This window comes from Mucilaginibacter paludis DSM 18603 (assembly GCF_000166195.2).
Classification (GTDB): domain Bacteria; phylum Bacteroidota; class Bacteroidia; order Sphingobacteriales; family Sphingobacteriaceae; genus Mucilaginibacter; species Mucilaginibacter paludis.
The window spans coordinates 8,235,669-8,258,441 of the sequence record NZ_CM001403.1; the positions used below are offsets into that span (position 1 = coordinate 8,235,669).

Consider the following 22,773-nt stretch of genomic DNA (forward strand, 5'->3'; position numbering starts at 1 on the left):
TTGTAAAGCTAAGAAACTCCTATTGGTTAACCAGCCACTGATTTTTGTTTTTATGCAATGTGACACAAAAGCACTAATGAGATATTCAATAATACGAAGGCTTTTTGCTCGGTTAATCAGCTGATGGGCTTAAAGTAACCTGCCTTAATCCATTCAATAATGGAATCACGTATGCTCCTCTTTTCTTTGCTATGTTTTTTTCTACGGTATAGCTGCCAGTTTTTACCGGGGACTGGCTTACATCAAGGTAAGCCACAGGTGTATCATCGTATTTTCTATCGAGCCAAACTAAAATCTTTTTTGTAGTTGTGTTATAGGCTATTTTACTAAATGTACCCGCTTTTAAAGTAAGCCAAAGCGCCGCCGGTGCTATGTAAATTTTTGACCTGGAGCCATTGGTTATGGCAACATTAACCCATGGGCCTGATTGGGTAAGATTTCCGCCAAAGGCAAGCCAGCCCAAATCGGCATCGTGGGTAAGGTAGACTGCGCTGTTAACAGCGTATCCAAAAAAATTAGACCCATAATCGCCGGATAAGCCGTCAATTTTTAAAGTGGAAGGGAAAGAATGGAAAGCTGCCGGGCCGAAGCCATCGGGTGTAATGTTAGCGATAGATCCCATTAAACCACCGTAACCCACACGAAGCATATACAAATCGCCCAGCTTTTTGCGATAGGCTGATAAAACAGGTATAGCATTTAAACCTGATCCGTAGTGATGCAGCTGCCGCTCTATCCGCGAAAGTTTTCCCCCATATAAAAAGTCCCAATACCTACGGGCCGATCCATTATAGCCCCAATGCGGAATGGTGGGCATATAGGCAAAAATAGCGTTGATGGTTGTTGCAGCTTTGTCTGCATAGCCAAAATAATCCGACCAAAGGTACACTTCTTCTTGCCCTGTAGAATCCCAGGGCATTTCGCTGCCAAAGGGATAGAGCAAGGTGCGCCAATGATCGGCCCTTGCCTTCATTGCCAATTCCAGTTCGTTGGCTTCCTTTTGCCATCCTTCGGCTTTGAGGTCCATCAGGATCAGGTAAAACACCGTCCCCTCCATTTGGCCGTACTGGGCGTAATAGGGCGCCAACTGCACCATAGCCATTGAAGTATGGAAGGCGTTTTGTAGATACCATGCCCATGGCTTATCGGTAACTAAGCCGGTATGATAACGCGCCAGGCGGTAAAGCGCCCAATGCGCCGCGGCCACGTGCGGGTAATTGTATGACCGGCCTACATCGTTAGCGGCTTTACGATCCCAGGCGGCCCAGGTTTTGTAGTTGATGGTATCGCTATAGGTTCCGGGCGGCATCTCATTGGGTTGGTAGTAGAAAACACTTTTCTTGACCCCGTATTTCTGCTCGCCCTCGTTATGTTGTATGTTACCCCACATAGTATGCCCAACAAAAACCTGCAGCCTGGCAATTTCTGCTTTATCAGGCTGCACCACCTCTTTCATCACAGCGCCTAACCAGCCCCCGGCCCCTCCTTCGTCGCTTAAACCGGGTATCCATGCGCGGCTATCTTGTGTTACCTGTTTCTTGCTTTCATAATCATAGCTGATTACAGACTGATCGCGCCCAAACGGATCTGATTGGTTTTCAAACCATTGCTCGTGGGTCAAAAAATGCCCGTAGTCCTTCAACACCTCGGCTTCCGGCTTAATTACTTTATAATTAACAGTTTGAATAAGGCCGTCCTGATAGGTAATAGTTAACCTGGCGCGGCCCCATATTTTACCTCTTACCTGGTATAATTGATGTGTAGCATTGCCATCAGCAACGGCTTTAACGGTTAATGCTCCTTGCGGCTCTACCTGTAAGGCACTGACCTTCTTGCTGTAACTTAAAAATAATTTAGCGTCAACATCCATCGGCAGCACATAACCGGGTATCCCAATAGCTACCGGCCTGTTATTTACCTTCAAGGTAGGCTCAATATCCTGTGGCGAAGCGGCCAGTATAAATTTAACGCCGTATTCGGTAGTGCCTCCGGGATTTAAACTTACTGCTGTTGGCTTGTTCCATGGTTCGGCCTTACTCCAATCATTTTCCGCGTAAGCTTTACTATGTACCATCCATTCGTAAAACCCTTCAAAATCAATCCCACGCGGTGTGGGGTCGTCCAACAAAGGGTTATAAGCTTCAAAAGGCGTTTTGTTAAAAGGTAATACCAATAAAACCGGGCCATGCCCGTTTAAGCGGGTTACTTGCAGGTACCCGGCATCTTTCCCTATATAGGGATCGTAAAAAACATTAGTAGCGTGTGCGTCTTCGAGTGTTTTACCCTGAAGTATATTATTAAAAATCATGGGGATGCCCAGCGAGCCCAGTTCCACAACACGGTTACTGATATTTTTCAGTTTAAAAAGCAGTACCAATTGGCCATCAACTAATTCCCAATACCGCTCCACGCGGATCGGCATACCGTCTGGTAAGGTGTTGGTTAAATCGGCAGCGGCAAGCACATTTTTCCCGCCGGTACTTATCGGGCTAACCTCCTGCCTTCCGCTTGCAGTTGAATAGCTTTTCCACCCGGTTTGCCCTTGCTCTCTTAAACGTATATTTAAATCGCCCAGGTGATACATGTGGTTGCCACTGCGCAGTTTAAGGCGATCGTGAGGTGTAAAATCAAAAACGGTATCGACATTGGATTGCAGCGTCGCTACGGTTTGCGACGCTTTAACTAATTGCAGCCGGAAGGCCGGAGTTTTAAAACTGAGAAGGCCTTTTTCAAGCCCCAGGGTAGCAGGTTTCGATTCCAGATTTTTCCACGGATCTTGTGCTATAAGCCTTTCGGAACTACACAACAAGCCCCCGGCAATCACCAATAGACAATTCAATGTTTTACATAACTTTTTTTGCTTTGCTACAAAGGGAAACATATGGATATGATATGAGTAAAATGTCGTAATGAAGGATTTTAACAACATCAAAACTAAGTGAAATGTAACGTTGCGGCTACCATTAATTTGCCTATTGGTAGCTACTTATTAGCCATTAATGATAGCTGGGTTTACAATATTGCCTTAACCCCACTCCTCGCTTCAATATCTTGGCTTTGAGCGCCATGATCTATCTTACAGGACTTATCTTTGTAAACCAAATTAAACACCATGTCAGCAAAAAAGGTAAAATTTGAAACAGTCGACGAGTACATCAGCGCCTTTCCGCAAACGATAAGGGAAACACTCGAAAAAGTGCGCCATACCATTCAAAAGACAGCGCCGGATGCCCTTGAAACTATAAGTTACCAAATTCCCGCTTTTACATATGGTAGGGTAATGCTGTATTTCGCGGCATATAAAAACCACTATTCACTTACCATCCCCCATCCCGGTAAAGTTTTAGAAACTTTTAAAGATGAACTTTCGGTTTACGATATCTCTAAATCAACCATCAGGTTCCCGATAGATCACCCTTTTCCTTTTGATCTGTTAGCTTCAATATCAAGGTTTAGAATGGAGGAGTGCCGGGAGAAATAATACTTACGCCTATAGCTTATGTTCGCACTATGGGGCATTTTTGCAATTGATGCGGTACATTAGAATCAGGTTGTTTTATAGTTGCTTTGAACCGGCACGTAATGATATTGGGTATCCAACCCACCTGCACTATCTACGATTTACCAAATTGGTAACCCAGCGCCTCAGGCACCCGATTGCGTTCAAAATCAGGCACCTGTTTATTTAGAAACATCTCATCAAAAACAGAGATTAAATAAGCTTTAGCTTAAATTGGGGTTTGTTTAATGTTGACAAATACGTTTAAACGGTGTCGTAGGTTCCAAGGACATTGTTGCCGAACTACCAGGTTAAACAATAAATGTTATCTGCCAGTGTGTTATAACTCCATACTGTTTCCTAACTATCTATGCGTCAAACGTCCCATTCAGAATAATATACCGAATTTTGAACAAATTCGAGCAAATTTCGAACATCCTCTTTTTGCACTCTCATTAGTTTTGACTCACCAATTGTATTGATGAATGTTTTTTAAACTGCATTTGTCAACATTAAATAAACACCAATTAATTAACCATTAATCTTAAATTCTATGAGAAGAAATTTTTTGTTCATGAAAAGTCAAACTAAATTATTTTGTCTTGCAATGTTGACGTGTTCACTATTGCTTTTTAATGCCTGCAAGAAAGATACGGCAAATGATAGCTTGAAGCCAAGTTTAAGTCTTTCTAACGCAACTAACAGTCTGGCCACTTTAGCAACTACCAATAGTGGCGGGTATTCAACAACTACAGGTGCAGGTTCACTCGCCGCAGTTACAGTCACCAATTTAAGTCAGCTTCAAACCGCTATTAGCAACGGCAATCGTCATATCATTATCAGTGGTAATATATATGGTGGTTCAGTGCCTTTAACGTTCACATTTTCTACCACCGCATGGAATAATACGACCATTGAAGGGGCCAGCGGTGGGGGTGCGATTCTGCAAAATATTCAGCTAAAGTTTGATGGCGAATTGCTTTCAAGCGGTACTAATATTCAAAATATATTGGTCAAAAACATCACCTTCTATGGCAATATACCAGCATTGCAGGCTTTGCCATCAAGCGAAACAGATATCAGCGTTTCCGGTAACCATTCCGGTGTAAATTACTTGGGTGTTTCTTTCCGTCGCTGTACCAACGTCTGGTTTGATCATTGCGCAATCTATAATACAAGCGATGATCTTTGGTGTGCCACTCTCCTTTCCGATAATCTTACCATCTCTTACTGTCACTTTTATTTTACCAGCAGTTGGTTAAATATGAGCCCAAATCCGTCTTGGAACTGGGTTGGTAATTATCAGCCCCTTGCCGATGAGCGGCTCTGTGCTGTTATAGGTCAAAATTACACAGACTCTTATACATACGGCTCTCAAAAACTGCATATCACTATGCACCATAATTGGTTCGGTCCATTATTAAAAGGCCGTCCGCTATGTCGCGGGTATGTCCATTTTTACAACAACTACTTCGATAACAGCACGTCTGGCAGTGGTCAGTATAATGCTATTCAAATTGGTAGCGGCTCCAAAGTTTATTCGGAGAGTAATTACTTTTATCAAACCAACCAAACAAATCAGGTCGGTTTGGATGATGCCACCCATACGGCATATACGTTTTGTGAGCAAAATAACACTTACAATACCAGTAGCATCGGTGTATCTGGTGCCGCCTGGCCTGGTAGTACGCCGGTTTCCTATACTTATTCGGTTATTGCCGCCAGCTCTGTTCCAAGTACAGTACAAAGCCAGGCAGGGCCGCATTAATTAAACAGATAAATATATAGTTTGGGTTTACTTTAGGTCTTAATTATTCAAAGAGGCTATCACTTCAAATCGTGATCAGCCTCTTTTTGTTTATTTTATTAGGGTAAATGTAATTTATAAGAGTAAATCGGCAAATTACAAATGGCTAATAGGTGGCAAAAAAATTAGTTTAGCATTGCTTTAATTTGATAACCTCGGTAACTTTTATCAGGCCATTTTTAAATGATTCCGCTTTCTGTAGTTGCTAATCATCTAATCCCTTGCCGTCCAATATTTATTGTATATAAAAAGCCCGCTATCCCTTTTGGAAAGCAGGCTTATCACGAAAAATTGCAATTCTATTTACTGGCAAGGTTAGGTATAATCGTACCCAATGGCACAAGGCTGTTCAAATAAATTTCAATATTGGTATAGCCGCCGCCATTTTTGGGAAACTGGTAAGCATCAGCAGCATTGTGCGGGTTTAAACCATGTTTCAATTCATACGCATCGGGCATACCGTCGTTATCAGAGTCTTTGTAAGGTGTGCCTTTGTATTCAGGGTATCCGCCCACTTGCGCCGGATCAGTAACGATGCCTTTTTTGTAAGTGTCATCAGGCAAGCGGTGTTTAACCCATTGGCTGCCGTTACTATTGTCTGTACCCTCAACATACGATATTTTCCCGGTTTTTACTTCCTCAATAATGCGTTTGTCAACCGCATCTTGCTTAGGCAAAAAAGCTCCTACGTTTTTCAATACATAATCATAAGATTGCTGTGCTGTCATCATCGTGATCTTAGCCATTGGGAAGGGTGTATTTACGCGAATACTATCGGTATACCGCCCTGCATCGGGCATAGTTTCAATTTGTATACCACCGTTCCAATTATCCTTGGTTACTTTATCATATCCTTCCATAATATTACCATTTGCATAAACACGGCCAAATAAACCTTTATTTGATTTATCCCTGCCCGATTCCGGTTTTAAAATACGGTGGCCAACAGGTTTATCGGCAGATGTAATAGGCCCCGGTTTGAAATAGTTATTGATGATGTTGTATAACGATTTATTATCGCCGCCATCAATACTACGATCCCACCAATTAAAGATGACGTTGTTGGCAAAGCCAAAATCGCCATCCATACCCACTGAAGGGTTACGTGAGATATTATTGGCCCACAGGTTGCGCATAAAGGTGCTGTTGCGGCCACCAAGCGTGCTGCCAAAAGCGTGGTTATAGGTATCTAAACCTTCAGCAAAAATAGAGTTTTGTACGGTGATATTCACGGTAGGCAACTTATCATGCGCGCCGCTGCGATCATATACGTGGCGATAGAACGACATGACTTCATCCAGCCCCCAGCTTCCGGATACGTGATCCAAAATGATATTGCCAACCGGGTTACCGCCAAAGGCATCGTCCCTGCGGGTAACATCGGTAGCTCCCCTGCGGAAACGCATAAAGCGTACTACCACATCGTGAGTATCGATCCATACTGATTCACCGGCTATACAAATACCATCGCCAGGCGCGCTTTGGCCCTCAATGGTAATATAAGGCGCCCTGATGCTGATCGGCAGTTTTAGCCGGATAATTCCAGCCACGTTAAACACAATGATACGGGCCCCGCCTTGCTCGCAGGCATCGCGCAAGGTACCCGGCCCCGAATCGGCAAGACTGGTTACCACAATGACACGGCCACCACGACCGCCAAAAGAATAGGCACCGCCGCCTTCTGCGCCCGGAAATGCCGGGATTTTGGCTTGAGGCAGATCAGAAGCCTTGGCGGCCCATGGAATGTAAGGTTTCCCGTTTTTTTCGTCGGCTTGTATAATGGGTTGTATTTTTTCCCATACCATGTCCGAGCGCCGCTTCTCGGCGTTCATCACCGAATCGGATTTAGCCTGCATTGCCGGAGGAACTCTTGGATACTGTGCCTGTGCGGTGTGGAAACCCAAAGCAGAAATAGCCATACTGGCAGCAGCAAAAAGATGTTTATGCTTAATGATCATTATAATTTGATTTTTAAATTAGGGTTTAGCAGGTTTAGCGTTACCTGCTGCTTTTTTAGCTTTGGCCTGGTCGGCGTAATTTTTATACATCTGTTTCCAGTTACGGCCATTGTTGTTAAAGTAATCTTCTATTTTGGTTTTGTATATTTTGAAGATCACCGAGATCTGGTCGATATTTTTATAATCTACCGCCTGTTCCCTGGCTAATTTTAAATTGGTTAAAATAAAGCTTTCTTCAACCTGCGTTAAATCAGGTACTATGGATTTATACCCGCTCATGGTAAAGGCTACTTTGCCGATAGTATATTTATCCAGTATCAGTTCTACCTGTTCTTCCGTCAGGTCTTTGCGCAGGCCAGCCATCAGGTCATCATGAACGGTTTTAGGAATGGTTGAGTTGATGATCAACTGGCGCTCTAATTTACTGAATACTTTGCCAGTGATGGGATTGATACCTTCGGGTGTTAAAGTATAAGGATGGTTGTTGTTCCAATCGCGAACTGCCATTAAATGGGCGGTGATTACAGCGGCTACACGAGCTTCTTTAGCGGCATCGTTTAAGTTAAGGGCGGCTACCCATTGGCCTGCCCTGACATCCGGGTCCGACTTGGATTTTACCGTTGTTGCTTTGTCGCCTGCGGGTGTGGCAGTCTGTGCATACAAGCCAGCAGAAAACAAGGCACAGGCTATCGAGAAAGCAAAAATAATATAAGTACTTTTCATTTATTTAGGGGTTTATGATGCAATTGGTGTGCAAATGGGTTTTAAAAAGGTAAAGTTACATACTCCTGTTGCGCTTGATTAAAATAGATTACCAGATATATGTACAATCTTATCTTATTTGCAGGCTGGGCATCTACATTAAAAAAAAGATAATCTACATTTGATATTAATAGGAGACGGAAGCGAGAAGTTTGAAGCAGGAAGCAAACCCTTATGAGAGATGCTTTATGCTATATTTTTCTTACCTAATACCAATTACAATACTTATAACCCGCATACAATCAAATTAAATAATGAAAGTACAACGTTCAATAGCTTATGTTACCGTTTTTTTATGGGCCTTTACAGGTGCATTTAAAACTGAAGCTCAGGTAAAGCTGGCTTCTTTGTTTACAGATGGCATGGTGTTGCAGCAGCAATCGTCGGTACCCATTTGGGGATGGGATAAGGCAGGCGCCCGCATTACGGTAACTACATCATGGAACAAAAAGGTTTATAGCGCCGTTACCGGTACAAACGGCAAATTTATCATTAAGCTTGCTACACCTGTTTATGGAGGGCCTTACCAGGTTACCGTGAGCGATGGCAAGCCGGTTGTTTTAAATAATGTTTTAATTGGCGAAGTATGGATCTGCACCGGCCAGTCCAATATGGAAATGCCCATGAAAGGCTTTAAGGGGCAACCGCTTATAGGCACAAACGAGGTTATCCTCAACTCAAAAAACAAAAACATCCATTTATTTACGGTGCCGCGTTGGTCAACAACTGAATTACAGTCTGACGCTAAAAAAAGCCAGTGGCTCGAGGCCTCGCCCGAATCGGTTTCCAACTTCAGCGCCACCGGTTATTATTTTGGCCGGTTGATCAATAAAATGCTCGATGTACCCGTGGGCCTTATTCTTTGCGCCTATAGCGGATCATCCATCCAGGCCTGGATGGATCCTGTAACCCTAAAAGCGTTCCCCGAAATTAAGGTACCAGCCGTTGGCGATTCCATTAAACAGGTAAGCCGTACCCCAACTACCTTATATAATGGCATGTTGTACCCCATTATCGGTTATGGCATTAAAGGCGCTATCTGGTACCAGGGCGAATCTAATTATGATAATCCATCCCAATACCAACAGCTTTTTGAAACGATGGTAAAAACCTGGCGCACCCAATGGGGGCTTGGTGATTTCCCTTTTTACTATGCGCAAATTGCACCTTACGACTATGCTCAACTTCCGCCATATAACAAGGGTGGAAAATACAATTCGGCGTTTTTAAGGGATGTTCAGCGGATAGAGGCCGATAAAATACCCAATACAGGTATGGCTGTATTAATGGATATTGGCGAGCAGGTAACGATACATCCGCCACGGAAAGAACAGAGCGGAACCCGCCTGGCTTATTTGGCGCTTGGTAAAACATATAGCATTAAAGGTTTCGGTTTCCAAAGCCCATCGTACCAATCGTTAACCGTTAAAGCCAATACCGCCGTGGTAAAATTTAAAGATGCTGTAAATGGCTTAACCTCTTATTTTAAAGAGCTGACCACGTTTGAGATAGCCGGAGCCGATAAGCATTTTTATCCCGCGAAAGCGGTAATTAATGGCAGCTCGGTTACGGTAAGCAGCGACCAGGTAAAAGAGCCTGTGGCGGTGCGCTACGCCTTTAAAGATTTTGTGGTTGGCGAACTTTACGGAACTGACGGCCTACCGGTATCATCCTTCCGTACAGATGATTGGGATTATGATGCAAAATAGATCAATGGCATTCCGGCTTATTTCCCAGCGTAAAATATTGAGCCTTTTTATGTTATGGCTTGTCTGTTGTATAGCATTTGCCGGTAGCGCCAAAGCTCAAACCGATGAGTTGAACAAATGCAACATCATTTGGAACAGCCAGAGCAAAAATTCAGGCGAATCCATGCCTTGCGGGGGCGGCGATATCGGCCTAAACGTTTGGGTAGAAAAAGGCGAACTATTGATCTACTTATCTAAAAGCGGAACCTTCGACGAGAATAATGCCTTTTTAAAACTGGGTCGATTGAGGGTTAAGCTCTCTCCCAACCCCTTTGACGGGAAAGATTTTAAACAGGAACTGGTATTGCAGGATGGCTGTGTGAAAATTAACGGTTCAAACGGCAAATTGGCCGCGCAGGTTAATGTTTGGGTTGATGTGTTTAATCCTGTTGTACATATCAATATCACAAGCAACCAGCCTGTAAAAACCGAAGCGGCCCTTGAAAACTGGCGAGACCACGACCACCCTGTTTTGGGTAAAGAGAATAACGAAAACTCTTATAAATTTGCCGCCAAAGGGAACGTAAAAACGCGGAAAGATTCCGTAAGCTTTCAGCAAAATACGGTAACGTTTTATCACCGAAACCGGGACAGTACTGTATTTGATGCCACAGTGCAGCAGCAAGGTATGCAAGCTGTAAAGGGACAGCTATTCAATCCGCTCAAAAACCTAATTTTTGGTGGCATTGTACAGGGGCAAAACCTCATCCCGGCGGGCACTTATACAGGTACCTACCTCAATACGCCATTTACCGGCTGGAAATTGCAAAGCAAAAAACCATCTCGTTCACAAAATATTGAGCTTGTATTATACAGCAAGCAATCGGCAACGCTTACCGATTGGCAAGTTGGCTTAAAGACGATCATTGATAAAGCGAAGCAAACTGAAAATATAGCCTTAAACAAATCCCGCGAGTGGTGGCACCAGTATTGGAGCAGAAGCTATATCTACATTCAACCGGAACAAACCAATACTGCCGAATGGCAGGCAGGCCGTAATTACCAGTTATTCAGGTATATGCTGGGTTGTAATGCCTATGGCACCTCTCCTACTAAATTTAACGGCGGCCTGTTTACTTACGATCCTGTTCTAACGGATTCGACACTGAAGTTCAGCCCCGATTTCCGCAACTGGGGCGGCGGCTTGATGACGGCCCAAAACCAGCGACTGGTTTATTTCCCGATGATGAAGGCTGGCGACTGGGATATGATGCAACCTCAGTTTGATTTCTACCTGCAAGCTCTCCGGAACGCCGAATTACGAACTGAAGTTTACTGGCAGCATAAAGGCGCCAGCTTTACCGAGCAACTGGAAAACTTTGGCCTGCCTAACTATGCCGAATATAGCACCAAGCGCCCGGCAAATTACGATAAAGGCATGGAATACAATGCCTGGCTGGAGTATGAATGGGATACCGTTTTTCAGTTTTGCTTGATGATGCTCGATATACAGCGTTATACCGGTAAAGACATCAGCGGGTATATTCCATTTATTGAAAGCTGCCTTACTTTTTATAATGAGCACTATCAGTACCTGGCCAAACAACGCGGTAGTAAAGCCTTTGATGGTGCAGGGCACCTGGTATTTTACCCCGGTTCGGCAGCCGAAACTTATAAAATGGCTTATAATTCTACCACCACCATTGCCGCTTTGCAAACCATACTGAATCGGTTACTTGCCCTGCCACCTCAATATTTAAACCAGGAAAAACGCAAGGACTGGGCCTTAATGCTTTCGCGCATTCCGCCTATGGCTTATCGCGAATTTAACGGGCATAAAACTATTGCCCCGGCACAGCTATGGGAGCGGATTAATAATGTAGAAACGCCGCAACTGTACCCTGTATTCCCATGGGGTATTTATGGCGTGGGCAAACCCGATTTGCAAACCGCTATCCATACTTTTAATGAGGATACCGATGCCCTTAAATTTAGAAGCGCTGTTGGCTGGAAACAGGATAACATATTTGCTGCCGACCTGGGCCTTATCCAACAAGCCGCCGAACTCAACGTTTTAAAAATGAAAGATTCCGGTAGGCGGTTCCCAGCTTTCTGGGGGCCGGGCTTCGACTGGACGCCCGACCATAACTGGGGAGGCTCGGGCATGATAGGCCTGCAGGAAATGTTGCTCCAAACCGACGATAAAAAAATCTACCTCTTCCCGGCATGGCCCAAAACATGGGATGTTCACTTTAAACTCCATGCGCCTTACAACACCACCGTTGAAGCTATTGTAAAGAACGGAAAATTAGAACTGTTAAAAGTTTTGCCCCATGAACGCATGCAGGATTTGGTTAATCTGTTTTTGAACTAACCAACCAGAAGAAAATAGTGAGTTACCTGTAGGTTTTGCTTTAATCCCTCCAACTGTTCTCTATCTCCCGCCATGCACCTGCCCATCTCATTTAACGATAAAAACTAAAGCTACCAGGAAAAATAAAACCAGCCGGAAGCTATATGCAAAACAAATTAGTTTTTAATAACTTTAAGGCGCAAACAAAGGCTTTTGCGTGTAAATAGTATAGCCTATAACCAACGGGCTAAAAATACAATTGACAGCACATCCATGCAGTATACAAAAGCACAGCAAGGAAAAGGCATTTTACAGACATAACAGGCATTGCTTTGCTATATACCAGGAATGAGAAGCCTGAACAACAGTTATAACCAATAGCTAACCAAATAACCGCTACACTAAAATGAAGTTTTTTTTCGCTAAAAGCCGTGCCCTTACTTTGAAACGCCTATGGAGTTGCCTTTTTATACTTGTATGTCAATTTGTTTTGCCGGTTTGTTACGCGCAAACAGCACCGGTAAAAGCTAACGATGCAACTGCTCCGCTGCATTTGTTAAAACCTGCCTACATTACGCCTTATGGCGAAACTACGCAGGCCAGTGTTAAAGCTGTTTTAGATAGGGTATACGTGTACCTTAACGCATCTACACCTTATCAATTGATCGATCAAAAAACAAACGGCGTAATTACCGATTTCTCGAAGCTCAACTCGTTGAGTATTTTTAAACCCGGAGATTTCAGACTGATCAGTTACGAATGGGGCATTACCTATACAGGCATGCTTGAAGCAGGCGCCGCCACCGGCGACCGCCGGTACATTGATTATACCGCCAACCGGATGAAATTTTTAGCCGATGCCGTAGCCGGATTTAAAATTTATCTAAAAACATCGCCACAAACGGTAACGTCCGTTGGATCGGTACTGGAGCCGCATGCCCTGGATGATGCGGGATCAATGGCAGCGGCCATGATCAAAACAAGCAGGTCGGGACTTTTAAAAACGGAACTGCGGCCCATAATTGATAACTATGTCAATTATATTTTGACCAAAGAGTTCCGCCTGAGCGATGGAACTTTGGCGCGCAACCGCCCCCACCCTAATACCTTATGGCTGGACGATTTATACATGAGCCTGCCTGCCCTGGCACAAATGGGCGTGCTAACCGGTGACACTAAATATTTCGACGAAGCCATTAAACAATACCGCCAATTTGCCAAACGCATGTTTAATACCGAGCGCGGCTTATACATGCACGGCTGGGTACAGGATATGGACCCACACCCCCAGTTTCACTGGGCCAGGGCAAACGGATGGGCTATCCTCACCAAAATTGAACTACTCGACGCGCTTCCGCAAAATTATCCAGCCAGGACAGAAATTTTAGAGATGCTGAAAAAACATGCTGCAGGTTTGGCCCAGCGCCAGGATGCCACCGGCTTTTGGCATCAACTGCTCGACCGTAACGACTCGTTCCTGGAAACTTCGGCCACAGCAATTTATGCCTATTGCTTTGCCAGGGCCATAAACAAAGGCTGGCTCGATGCCAAAGCCTACGGCCCGGCGGCACTGCTGGCCTGGAACGCGGTGAGCACCCGCGTAAATGGGCAAGGACAGGTTGAAGGCACTTGCGTAGGTACCGGCATGGGTTTTGATCCCGCGTTTTATTGCTACCGGCCGGTTAATGTTTACGCGGCTCATGGTTATGGGCCGGTACTAATGGCTGGTGCCGAAATATACCGGATGTTGCAAAACCACCCATTCGCTATTAACGATAGCGCGGTGCAGATAACTAAATAACAAGATGGCCATTTTAGCCGCTATAGATTAAGAAAAAAATAGAAACTTGTATTGCTGATCAATAAGCCAAAAATCAGTTTCTCACGCGCTCAGCTTTTACATTCTGACCGCCCGTTTATCATTATTTACTTGTAGTTGAATGTAGTTTTAACTCCAAAATCAAAAGATATGAGTATCAGGAACCCTCTGAATTTTATATTGCTATTCACCGTTTATTCCACAATAGCATTTGCAGCCGGTTATAAGCAGGCAGATACCGCTATGTTTACAGACCAGGGAGACCGTGTGTTGCTCAACAATGGTATCGTATCGGCTGTTATTAATAAAAGTAGTGCCCATATGATGAGTTATCGATATAGGGGCATAGAGGTTTTAAAGGACGGTTACTACAGCATGGATGGCGGAAAGAGCTATGCTCAGCCCGGCCACTGCGAAGTTTCGGTGAAGGTTAACACCCCCAATTTAGTGGATGTGATGTTTAAGAGCCGCTGGCAACCCGGGTTAAGGCAGCAAGCCTTCGATATTGAATGCCACTATGTTATCGAAAAAGGTACCGCTGGTATATATTGCTACGCTTTATTAACCCATGAGGCAAGATATCCTCAGGGCAGAATTGGTGAATGGCGGTATGTGTGGAAACTACCCGATGGTGTTTTTGACCATATCAATGTTGATTTATTGCGAAATATGGACATGCCCAGTGCTGACGATTACCGAAATGCAGAACGCACGACTATACCGGAAGCAATTAAACTAAAAAACGGTATTAAAGCCGGTCAGTATGAATGTAAATACAACTACAGCGCAGCCTATTATGATATAGGAACCTGGGGGCATACAAGCAATAAAAATAAAATAGGCGCGTGGATGGTTTTAGGAGGATACGATTTTTTAAATGATGGTCCCACTCAAGCCGACTTGAACGCAGCTGCCGGCATCAATCACCTGCATTTTGCCCGCAACCATTACGCGGGCAGCGTGACGAGTGTTGCGACTGGTGAAAAATGGAGTAAAATATTTGGTCCATTCCTGCTGTTTGTAAACTCAAGCAACGATGTGCCAAACGCGTTGTGGGCGGACGCCCAAAAAAGAGTAGCTGAAGAAAAAGCAAAATGGCCATATACATGGTTAACCGGTGTTGAAGAATATCCCAACAGTGCTCATCGCGGCGTGTTAGCAGGTACATTTAAAATTAATGATCCTTATAAACCGGACGTTAAAGGCGCCAATGCCTGGATAGGGCTGACTACTCCCGAAGTCGATTGGGAAAACGATTCAAAGAACTACCAATACTGGGTAAAAACCGACAATGAGGGTAAGTTCACCATCGCCAATGTGAGGCCAGGCCAATATACATTACATGCCTATGCCAGCGGCGCCGTAGGTGAATTTGAAAAGCAAGGTATCAACATATCAAGTGGTGAAACTAAGCAAATAAACACGCTTACCTGGGTCATTCCGCGTGATAAGGGAAAATTGATGTGGGAGATAGGGATACCTAACCGTACTGCAATCGAGTTTAAATTCGGGAACCAATACTGGCATCCATTTATGTGGGAAACGTACTCGCCTGCTTTACCTAATCCCTTAATTTACAATGTTGGCTCCAGCGACTGGCGTAAAGACTGGAATTATGTGCAAAGCGCCTACTGGAATAATGATGGCACTCTTAGCCAGTGGCCATGGAAAATCAATTTTAACCTCGATAAACTACCTTCAGTTGGCGGCGAAGCAACGCTCACATTTGCTTTTGCCAGTCTTGATCGCGCCCGCCTCGTTACTTTTATAAATGACGATATCACCCCGTTTGATACTTTTCTGCCAACCTTAAAAACGGGCGGAAACGCCTTGATTCGGCAGGGCATACACGCTAAATACAGCACTTATGTATTGAAGATTCCCGTATCTAAATTACACAGGGGCAATAACAGCATCACGCTTGTCAGCAACAGCGGAAAAAACAGAACAGATCATATCATGTACGATTATATCAGCATGGAAATACCGCAGTAGCTATTAATAATAGCGAAGGAAGGCACAGCTGATTTTTTTCTAATTGCATCGCTGTAACGAGAACGCATCTTTACCGAAATTGTGCCCGATCTGATTTTGTTAGTGCGATCAGACTCTTATAACAACTTACAGAAATTTGAATATGAACTTGCCTACAATCCTTTCAGGCATTAAGCCATTCTAAGTGATATAATTGCTCAACTATCGACTTAAGGCCGGTCATACATAACAAAACAAATGCAACGATTTTTTGCCAGGCATTATGTTCGTTGCATTTGTTATAAGTTTTGAGAACCCAATATCGTAGCAGATCTATAACTTGACATCGCTCAATACTTTGAAGCTCATGTTTTGAAAATCTGGGCTACTTCATCCAGAGCTTCATTTCTACAGCTGAAAAACGTTAAACAAGTTTTAATTTACTTGCCCGGGAAATTTTTCAGTTTTATGCTGAGTTCGGTCAAACCGGCCTTACTCAGGCATTCTTCAGAAAAAGCCCGCAGCTCGTCCTGCATCTCTTTTGGGATCATCTCTGTAAGACCCGGTGCAGATTCACCTTCTTTATTGCTCAATCCGATACCAATCACACTGTCTAACAACAGGATGGTTTTACGGTTCAATTTCAGGTCAATCTTGACCGCTTCGTTCATACCGGGGATACTAAACATGGTATCATAAACCCAGCTCATATTAGGATTAGTTGTCATCGTTTGCAAATTTAATGCTTTGCCTAAATTAAATGTATTTCCTGATAACTCTATTATAGATAATTTTATCAAGATGTTTTAAAAGGCATTTTTTTCTTCAACAACCAATACGATGTAGGGAGCTGCACATGCCGGCAATCAACAAACTAACTAAAGCCAAAATCCAATCAGGCCCAGGTTATTCGCAGATACGGAAAACTATTTCAGTTTTAACCATTGTCTATTTTTTGCAAATCTATAGTAGTCGGCCCGGTAAGTACCTTACCATCAATACCGTAACGCGCACCATGGCATGGACAGTCCCAGCTTTTTTCCTCGGCATTCCAATTCACTACGCAGCCTGCATGTGTACAAGTTGGGTTAAGGGCGTGGATGATGCCTTCCTCATCGCAATAAGCGGCAATCTTTTTCCCTTCAACCTCAACAAGCTTACCGCTGCCCTTTTCAATTTGTTGCAAAGACTCCAATTGGTTAAGACCAAAACGATCGGCCACAAAATGATAGGCCACATCAGCATTCTCTTTTACAAATTCGGTAAAGCTGTCAACAGGCTTCACACGCGATGGGTTAAATAATTTTTCATAGGGGCTCTCGTTGCCGCTCACCATATCAGCAAGGATGCGGGCAGCCACGCTACCAAGCATCATCCCGTTACCATTATAACCGGTTGCACAGTAAACGCCAGCTGCCGCTAACGGCATTTGCCCAATATAAGGCAGCCCATCTACAGGAACATAATACTGCGATGACCATCTGAATTTAACCGCGGAGACGTCATAATATTGTCGGATATACTTTTCAAGATCAGCAAATGCTTTTTCAGGATCTTCATGCCCTGTTTTATGGTCCAAACCGCCCACAATCAGCAATTGCTGTCCATCTATTTGATGGCTGCGTATATAGTGGTAGGGTTCCTGCATATCATAGATCAGATCATCAGGATAATCCCCGCTGATTAACTTAACAGCCATTACATAACTGCGATAAGGAGCACATTTAAAATTAAACACATTGATACCTGGCGGCAGGTGGGTGGCATAGATCACTTTTTTTGCCTTGATGCTTACGTTGCCCGCCCTGGCAATATGGATATCATCTTCCTGGCTCAGGCTTTCTACCAGTGTGTTTTCCAAAATAATACCACCCGCAGCAGCATAACCTTTTTGTAAAGCTTGCAAATATTTAATTGGATGAAACTGTGCCTGTCCATCAAATTTTAACGCTTGCACATAGCTCACGGTAGTAGGCACCGTGGTGGCACGGCTTACCTCTACTCCTACTTTAATGGCTCCGTTGTAAATATCATCAAGCTGTTTAGCCTCGTCTTTGTCTTCGGCATACAGGTAAGCAACTTTATCTTCATAATCGCAATTGATGGCTAACTGCTCAATATTTGTTTTAATCTGTTGAAAACCTTCTTTTATAGCCTGGGCAAATTGCTTTGCGCCCTCCTCGCCGAAAGCGCTTTCAGCTTCCAGGAAAGTGGTGTCGGCAAAAGTGTTGATATGTGCGCTGGTGCCGCCGGTGCTGCCGAAGCCTATAGTATGCGCCTCGGTAAGAATTGTTTTTTTTCCATCCTGTTGCAATAACAAGGCCGCAGTTAAACCGGTAATGCCGCCGCCAACAATAAGGCAATCGTAAACCGCATCACCAGGAACAGGAGCGGATAAGGCTAAAGGGGACTGGACCTGCCATACACTTTGATGGTATCCGTCGCGATCAATTGAGTTAGTAGCTGTTGTCATATTTCTACTACAAAGACAATTACCTTCCTGTTTTGATATTTTTACAATAAATAAAACAATATATTTTCTTTAAAGTTAATAAAAAACATCAATAACAACAAATACTTATGAAAGCAGCAGTTTTTCACAAACCCGGCGATATCCGTTATGATACCGTTGAAGACCCACGTATTGAGAACGAAGGGGATGTTATTTTAAAAGTTACCTCGACAGCTATTTGCGGATCAGACCTCCATATTCTGAGCGGCGGAGTACCGCAAACCCACCCGATGGTGATGGGACACGAGTTTATGGGCATTGTAGAAGAGGTTGGCTCGGCAGTAACCCGCCTGAAGAAGGGCGACCGCGTAGTTGTACCATTCCCGATAGCTTGTGGACATTGCTTTTTCTGCACACATGGCTCATCACCGGCTTGCGAGAATTCTAATTACAAACACTACGGCCCTGATGGCGATATAGCTGACAAAAAAGGAGCTGCCCTGTTTGGATACACCGATTTGTATGGAGGTTATTCGGGCGGCCAGGCAGAATACGTACGGGTACCTTACGCCGATATCAGCCCACGCATTGTACCGGATAACATGACGGATGAGCAGGTGCTTTTTCTTACGGATATCTTCCCTACCGGCTGGTCGGCCATTGATTGGGCGCAACTAAAAGGCGGCGAGGTTGTGGCTATTTTCGGCTCCGGTCCTGTTGGGCTGATGGCTCAAAAGGCAGCATGGATCAACGGTGCCAGCCGCGTTATTGCTATTGATCCGTTAAATTATCGACTGGAGAAGGCCAAGGCAGTTAACAAAGTGGAAACCCTGAACCCGAATGAAGTGGACGTGGTAGAGGCCATCCGTAGTATGACCGGAGGACGCGGCGCCGACGTTTGTGTAGACGCAGTAGGCTTCGAGCCTGAACGCGACTTACTGGATAAAGCCAAAGCGATGATCAATTTTGAGGTTGGCAGTATGAAGGTACTTGATATGGCTTTCAAAGCCGTACGCCGTATGGGCACCGTATCTATCATGGGTGTTTACGGATCTACCTATGATAACTTCCCGTTGCACCGCCTGTTTGACAAGGGTATTACGTTGAAGATGGGCCAGGCCCCGGTACTAAATTACATCGATCACCTGATTGATTTAGTGAAGGAAGAAAAAGTAGTTCTGAACGATATCATCAGCCATACTTTACCGCTGAGTGAAGTGACCCGCGGATACGAAATCTTCGATAAAAAAGAAGACGATTGTGTAAAGGTTGTACTTAAACCATTTGCCTGATGAAAACACCGGCCAAGCAAAACAAACAACCTGGCATAGAAGCCATGATGGACCCTGCGCCGCAATATATCAAGCCTGCCTACCAGGGCTCAGGTAAGTTAGGGGGTAAAGTTGCTTTGGTTACGGGTGGCGATAGCGGCATTGGCCGGGCGGTAAGCATTCATTTTGCCCGTGAGGGCGCTGATGTTGCCATTGTTTATTATGACGAGGATGTTGATGCGAGGGCCACCCAAAAGCTGGTTGAAGCCGAAGGTAGGAGATGTTTACTGCTTAAGGGCGACGTGAAAAAGAGCGCGTTTTGCAAAAAGGCAGTGAAGCAAACCGTGGACAAACTGGGCAAGCTTAACATTTTGGTGAATAACGCCGGGATGCAGGTACCGCAGAAAGATGCACAAGCTATAGATGAGCAACAATTGGATGATACCTTCCGCACCAATATTTTTGCCTATTTCCATTTCGCCAACGCGGCGCTGAACTATATGAGTGCAGGCGATTGTATCATCAATACCACTTCGGTTACTGCCTATCGCTCCTCTCCCAACCTGATCGATTATTCCTCAACCAAAGGTGCTATCACATCTTTTACCCGCTCGCTGGCCACTAACCTGACCGAAAAACAAATCAGGGTGAATGCCGTGGCACCGGGTCCGGTATGGACGCCATTAATTGTGGCTACTTTTGATGAGGAAAAAATTAAAAGCTTTGGGAGTGAAACAGCTATGAAGCGCGCCGGTCAGCCTTCAGAATTAGGCCCGGCCTACGTATTCCTGGCTTCAGACGATGCTTCATTCATCACCGGGCAAGTCATTCATGTTAACGGCGGTGAGGTAGTTAATGGTTAACAAAACACTATAATTTTTATCATCATGACTAAATATTCAGCAAAAGCACAGGGCAAGGTTCACGAGGCTTTACACGAAGAAAAGGAAGGCACGCTTAAAAGCGGTAGCGGTAAAAAAGTAACCTCGAAAAAACAGGCCATAGCTATCGGCCTCTCTGAAGCCAGGAAAGCTGGCGCTAAAGTTCCTAAAAAGAAAGAAACATAGGTCACAATGGAATGACTAATTAAACCGGCGGCAATTGCCGCCGGTTTAATTATCTGATTCAAAGAAATATCGTTGGCTAATTTTTAAATAGAGATATTAATTTTTTTCCACCTGTTACCGCTCCAACCACAATTAATCCGGCAAGCAATCCAATGGAAAGTTCTTTAATGAAGGATGGAATGTTTGGCAATAAATGATGCAAATACTCAATATTGTGAACAAATATGCCACCCGAAACTAAAATCAAAGCAACTGTACCAACAATGCTCAGTATTTTGATGATAACCGGTAAAGATTTTACGAGTAAGATACCCAACGACGAAAAAATGCCTTTGTTATTTGAGCGGCTAATCAATTGATAACCCGCGTCGTCCATTCTTACAATAAGCGCAACTATGCCATATACGCCTACGGTTGCCAGAAAGGCCACAATGGAAACCGTTATTGCCTGTGTAACTATACCCTCTTCGGCAACTGTACCCAGCGCTATAATAACGATCTCAATAGATAGAATGAAGTCGGTGGTTATAGCTGATTTAACTTTTGCTTTTTCGGCAGCACTATCATTGTTGGCATGTTCCTTGTCTTCTTGGTGAGCACCATCCGAACGGTGAAAAAGATACTCTATTATTTTTTCAACACCCTCATAAGCCAGGTAAAAGCCGCCTAAAACCAAGGCCAATTTTACAGCTATCGGGAAAAACAAGTTTAATGCTAAAGCAATGGGAACGATAATCAGTTTATTAACTAACGAGCCTTTGGTAATGGCCCACAGTACCGGTAGTTCGCGCGATGATACAAAGCCAGTAGCTTTCTCAGCATTTACCGCCAGGTCATCCCCTAATATACCAGCAGTTTTACTTGCCGCTACCTTGGTAGTTACGGCTACATCGTCCATCAGGCTCGCTATATCATCCAAAATTGCAAAAAAACCTGATGCCATATTGATTAAGTAGTAAGGTCACAAAATACAGATTTAAACACGCTTTTTTGAAATTAGTTTGGAATTGTTAAGTGTAAATGCCATCATTTTGATTAACCTGATGGAGGTAGGCTGAAAAAAATTAACATATAATGGACACATCCCACTAACAATTTTGAAGTTAAACTCCTCACTTCATATTCCTGTTTTCACGCAGAGCGAAAGCTTATTCTGGTTTTCTTAGTGTCCGGGCACCTTCGATAAAGCGCTTAACCACTTTTATAACTAACTAAATACTTAGCACCGCCGTTCACATCAAAAAAAGATGAATATGAAAGTTTTCAGCTTATTTGGCAGGCTACAGATTTTTGGTTGCCAGGAACGTATACACTGAGAAGAGTTGAAACAAAAAATCTCCTGCATGCCGCCGTCTATTTGGTGGTATGCAGGAGATTTTGCTTACGTTAAAGCTATTTTTTTGTCCTGATTACTTAATGTAACTCAAACTTGTAACCCACGCCTTTAACAGTTGAAACATAGGTTTCGCCTAATTTTTCGCGTAGTTTACGGATGTGTACATCAATGGTACGGTTGGTTACCACTACAGAATCTTCCCAGATGTTTTTCAGGATAATTTCGCGGGTATAAACTTTACCTGGTTTTGATGCCAGCAAATAAAGCAGCTCAAACTCCTTTTTGGCCAAAACAACTTTGTTACCACCCTGAAAAACCAGGTAGGCTTCGCGGTCAATCACTAAATCGCCAATTTCAAGTTTATTGTCCGATAATTCTTCTGATGGTGAGTTGCGCCTTAATATTGCGTTAATACGGCTAACCAGGGCGCGTGGCTTAATGGGTTTAGCTATATAATCGTCGGCGCCAACGTTAAAACCTGCAATTTCCGAGTACTCTTCACTGCGGGCGGTTAAAAAAACCATAAAGGTATTTTTAAATTCGGGCATGGTGCGCATAATACGGCAGGCTTCAATCCCATCCATTTTAGGCATCATAATGTCAAGTATAATCAGGTCTGGTAATGATCTTTTGGCCTCGGCAACGGCTTCCTGGCCGTTATTAGCAACAAAAACCTGATAACCTTCTTTCTTTAAGTTATACTCAATCAACTCCAAAATATCCGGTTCATCATCAACGATCAGAATCTTTTGTTTTGAATTGCTCATATTGTTTTTTTTGTAAATGT

General features: G+C 43.9%; 16 protein-coding genes. 9 read left to right on the forward strand and 7 right to left on the reverse strand.

Annotated elements, in window-relative coordinates; all coding sequences use genetic code 11:
* Window positions 1–112: 112 nt before the first annotated feature.
* Window positions 113–2,881, reverse strand: a complete 2,769-nt coding sequence (locus MUCPA_RS34910; protein ID WP_008513288.1) for a DUF5695 domain-containing protein — start codon at window positions 2,879–2,881, stop codon at window positions 113–115.
* Window positions 2,882–3,112: 231 nt separating this feature from the next.
* On the opposite strand from MUCPA_RS34910, the gene MUCPA_RS34915 reads away from it, so the two are divergent.
* Window positions 3,113–3,481: an iron chaperone gene (locus MUCPA_RS34915; protein WP_008513290.1), complete on the forward strand. Its 369-nt coding sequence runs from the start codon at window positions 3,113–3,115 to the stop codon at window positions 3,479–3,481.
* A 571-nt stretch (window positions 3,482–4,052) separates the two neighbouring features.
* The gene (locus MUCPA_RS34920) at window positions 4,053–5,267 is read left to right on the forward strand and encodes a pectate lyase family protein (RefSeq protein ID WP_008513293.1); all 1,215 of its coding nucleotides are present in this window, start codon (window positions 4,053–4,055) and stop codon (window positions 5,265–5,267) included.
* Between the two features lie 338 nt (window positions 5,268–5,605).
* On the opposite strand, the gene MUCPA_RS34925 is transcribed toward MUCPA_RS34920, so the two are convergent.
* Both MUCPA_RS34925 and MUCPA_RS34930 read right to left on the reverse strand, forming a co-directional pair.
* Window positions 5,606–7,264: a polysaccharide lyase gene (locus tag MUCPA_RS34925; RefSeq protein ID WP_008513295.1), complete on the reverse strand. Its 1,659-nt coding sequence runs from the start codon at window positions 7,262–7,264 to the stop codon at window positions 5,606–5,608.
* 18 nt (window positions 7,265–7,282) lie between these two features.
* Window positions 7,283–7,987, reverse strand: coding sequence for a DUF3826 domain-containing protein (locus tag MUCPA_RS34930; RefSeq protein WP_008513297.1), 705 nt, complete (start codon window positions 7,985–7,987; stop codon window positions 7,283–7,285).
* A 293-nt stretch (window positions 7,988–8,280) separates the two neighbouring features.
* On the opposite strand from MUCPA_RS34930, the gene MUCPA_RS34935 reads away from it, so the two are divergent.
* From MUCPA_RS34935 to MUCPA_RS34950, 4 genes are all read left to right on the forward strand, one after another.
* Complete coding sequence (locus MUCPA_RS34935; RefSeq protein ID WP_008513300.1) at window positions 8,281–9,735, forward strand: sialate O-acetylesterase; 1,455 nt, start codon at window positions 8,281–8,283, stop codon at window positions 9,733–9,735.
* A 49-nt stretch (window positions 9,736–9,784) separates the two neighbouring features.
* Complete coding sequence (locus MUCPA_RS34940; protein WP_157544052.1) at window positions 9,785–12,088, forward strand: DUF5703 domain-containing protein; 2,304 nt, start codon at window positions 9,785–9,787, stop codon at window positions 12,086–12,088.
* Window positions 12,089–12,473: 385 nt separating this feature from the next.
* Complete coding sequence (locus MUCPA_RS34945) at window positions 12,474–13,868, forward strand: glycoside hydrolase family 88/105 protein (protein WP_008513303.1); 1,395 nt, start codon at window positions 12,474–12,476, stop codon at window positions 13,866–13,868.
* A gap of 168 nt (window positions 13,869–14,036) precedes the next feature.
* Window positions 14,037–15,881 carry a polysaccharide lyase family protein gene (locus MUCPA_RS34950; RefSeq protein WP_008513305.1) on the forward strand — a complete coding sequence of 615 codons (1,845 nt, stop codon included), beginning with the start codon at window positions 14,037–14,039 and terminating at the stop codon, window positions 15,879–15,881.
* A 419-nt stretch (window positions 15,882–16,300) separates the two neighbouring features.
* On the opposite strand, the gene MUCPA_RS34955 is transcribed toward MUCPA_RS34950, so the two are convergent.
* Both MUCPA_RS34955 and MUCPA_RS34960 read right to left on the reverse strand, forming a co-directional pair.
* Window positions 16,301–16,588 carry a hypothetical protein gene (locus tag MUCPA_RS34955; protein WP_008513307.1) on the reverse strand — a complete coding sequence of 96 codons (288 nt, stop codon included), beginning with the start codon at window positions 16,586–16,588 and terminating at the stop codon, window positions 16,301–16,303.
* Window positions 16,589–16,797: 209 nt separating this feature from the next.
* Window positions 16,798–18,333, reverse strand: a complete 1,536-nt coding sequence (locus MUCPA_RS34960) for an FAD-dependent oxidoreductase (RefSeq protein ID WP_008513308.1) — start codon at window positions 18,331–18,333, stop codon at window positions 16,798–16,800.
* Between the two features lie 107 nt (window positions 18,334–18,440).
* On the opposite strand from MUCPA_RS34960, the gene MUCPA_RS34965 reads away from it, so the two are divergent.
* The 3 genes from MUCPA_RS34965 to MUCPA_RS34975 are packed head-to-tail and all read left to right on the forward strand — an operon-like array spanning window position 18,441 to window position 20,650.
* Window positions 18,441–19,604: a zinc-dependent alcohol dehydrogenase gene (locus tag MUCPA_RS34965; RefSeq protein WP_008513309.1), complete on the forward strand. Its 1,164-nt coding sequence runs from the start codon at window positions 18,441–18,443 to the stop codon at window positions 19,602–19,604.
* Window positions 19,604–20,446, forward strand: coding sequence for an SDR family oxidoreductase (locus tag MUCPA_RS34970; protein ID WP_008513311.1), 843 nt, complete (start codon window positions 19,604–19,606; stop codon window positions 20,444–20,446). The genes MUCPA_RS34965 and MUCPA_RS34970 overlap by 1 nt, the downstream gene beginning before the upstream one ends.
* Before the next feature lie 24 nt (window positions 20,447–20,470).
* Window positions 20,471–20,650, forward strand: a complete 180-nt coding sequence (locus MUCPA_RS34975) for a DUF6496 domain-containing protein (protein WP_008513312.1) — start codon at window positions 20,471–20,473, stop codon at window positions 20,648–20,650.
* Window positions 20,651–20,726: 76 nt separating this feature from the next.
* Here the strand turns inward: MUCPA_RS34975 and MUCPA_RS34980 are convergent, their stop codons facing one another.
* Entirely contained in the window at window positions 20,727–21,593 is an 867-nt protein-coding gene (locus tag MUCPA_RS34980; protein ID WP_008513314.1) for a DUF808 domain-containing protein, read from the reverse strand.
* 470 nt (window positions 21,594–22,063) lie between these two features.
* Entirely contained in the window at window positions 22,064–22,753 is a 690-nt protein-coding gene (locus MUCPA_RS34985) for a response regulator transcription factor (protein WP_008513316.1), read from the reverse strand.
* Between the last annotated feature and the right edge of the window lie 20 nt (window positions 22,754–22,773).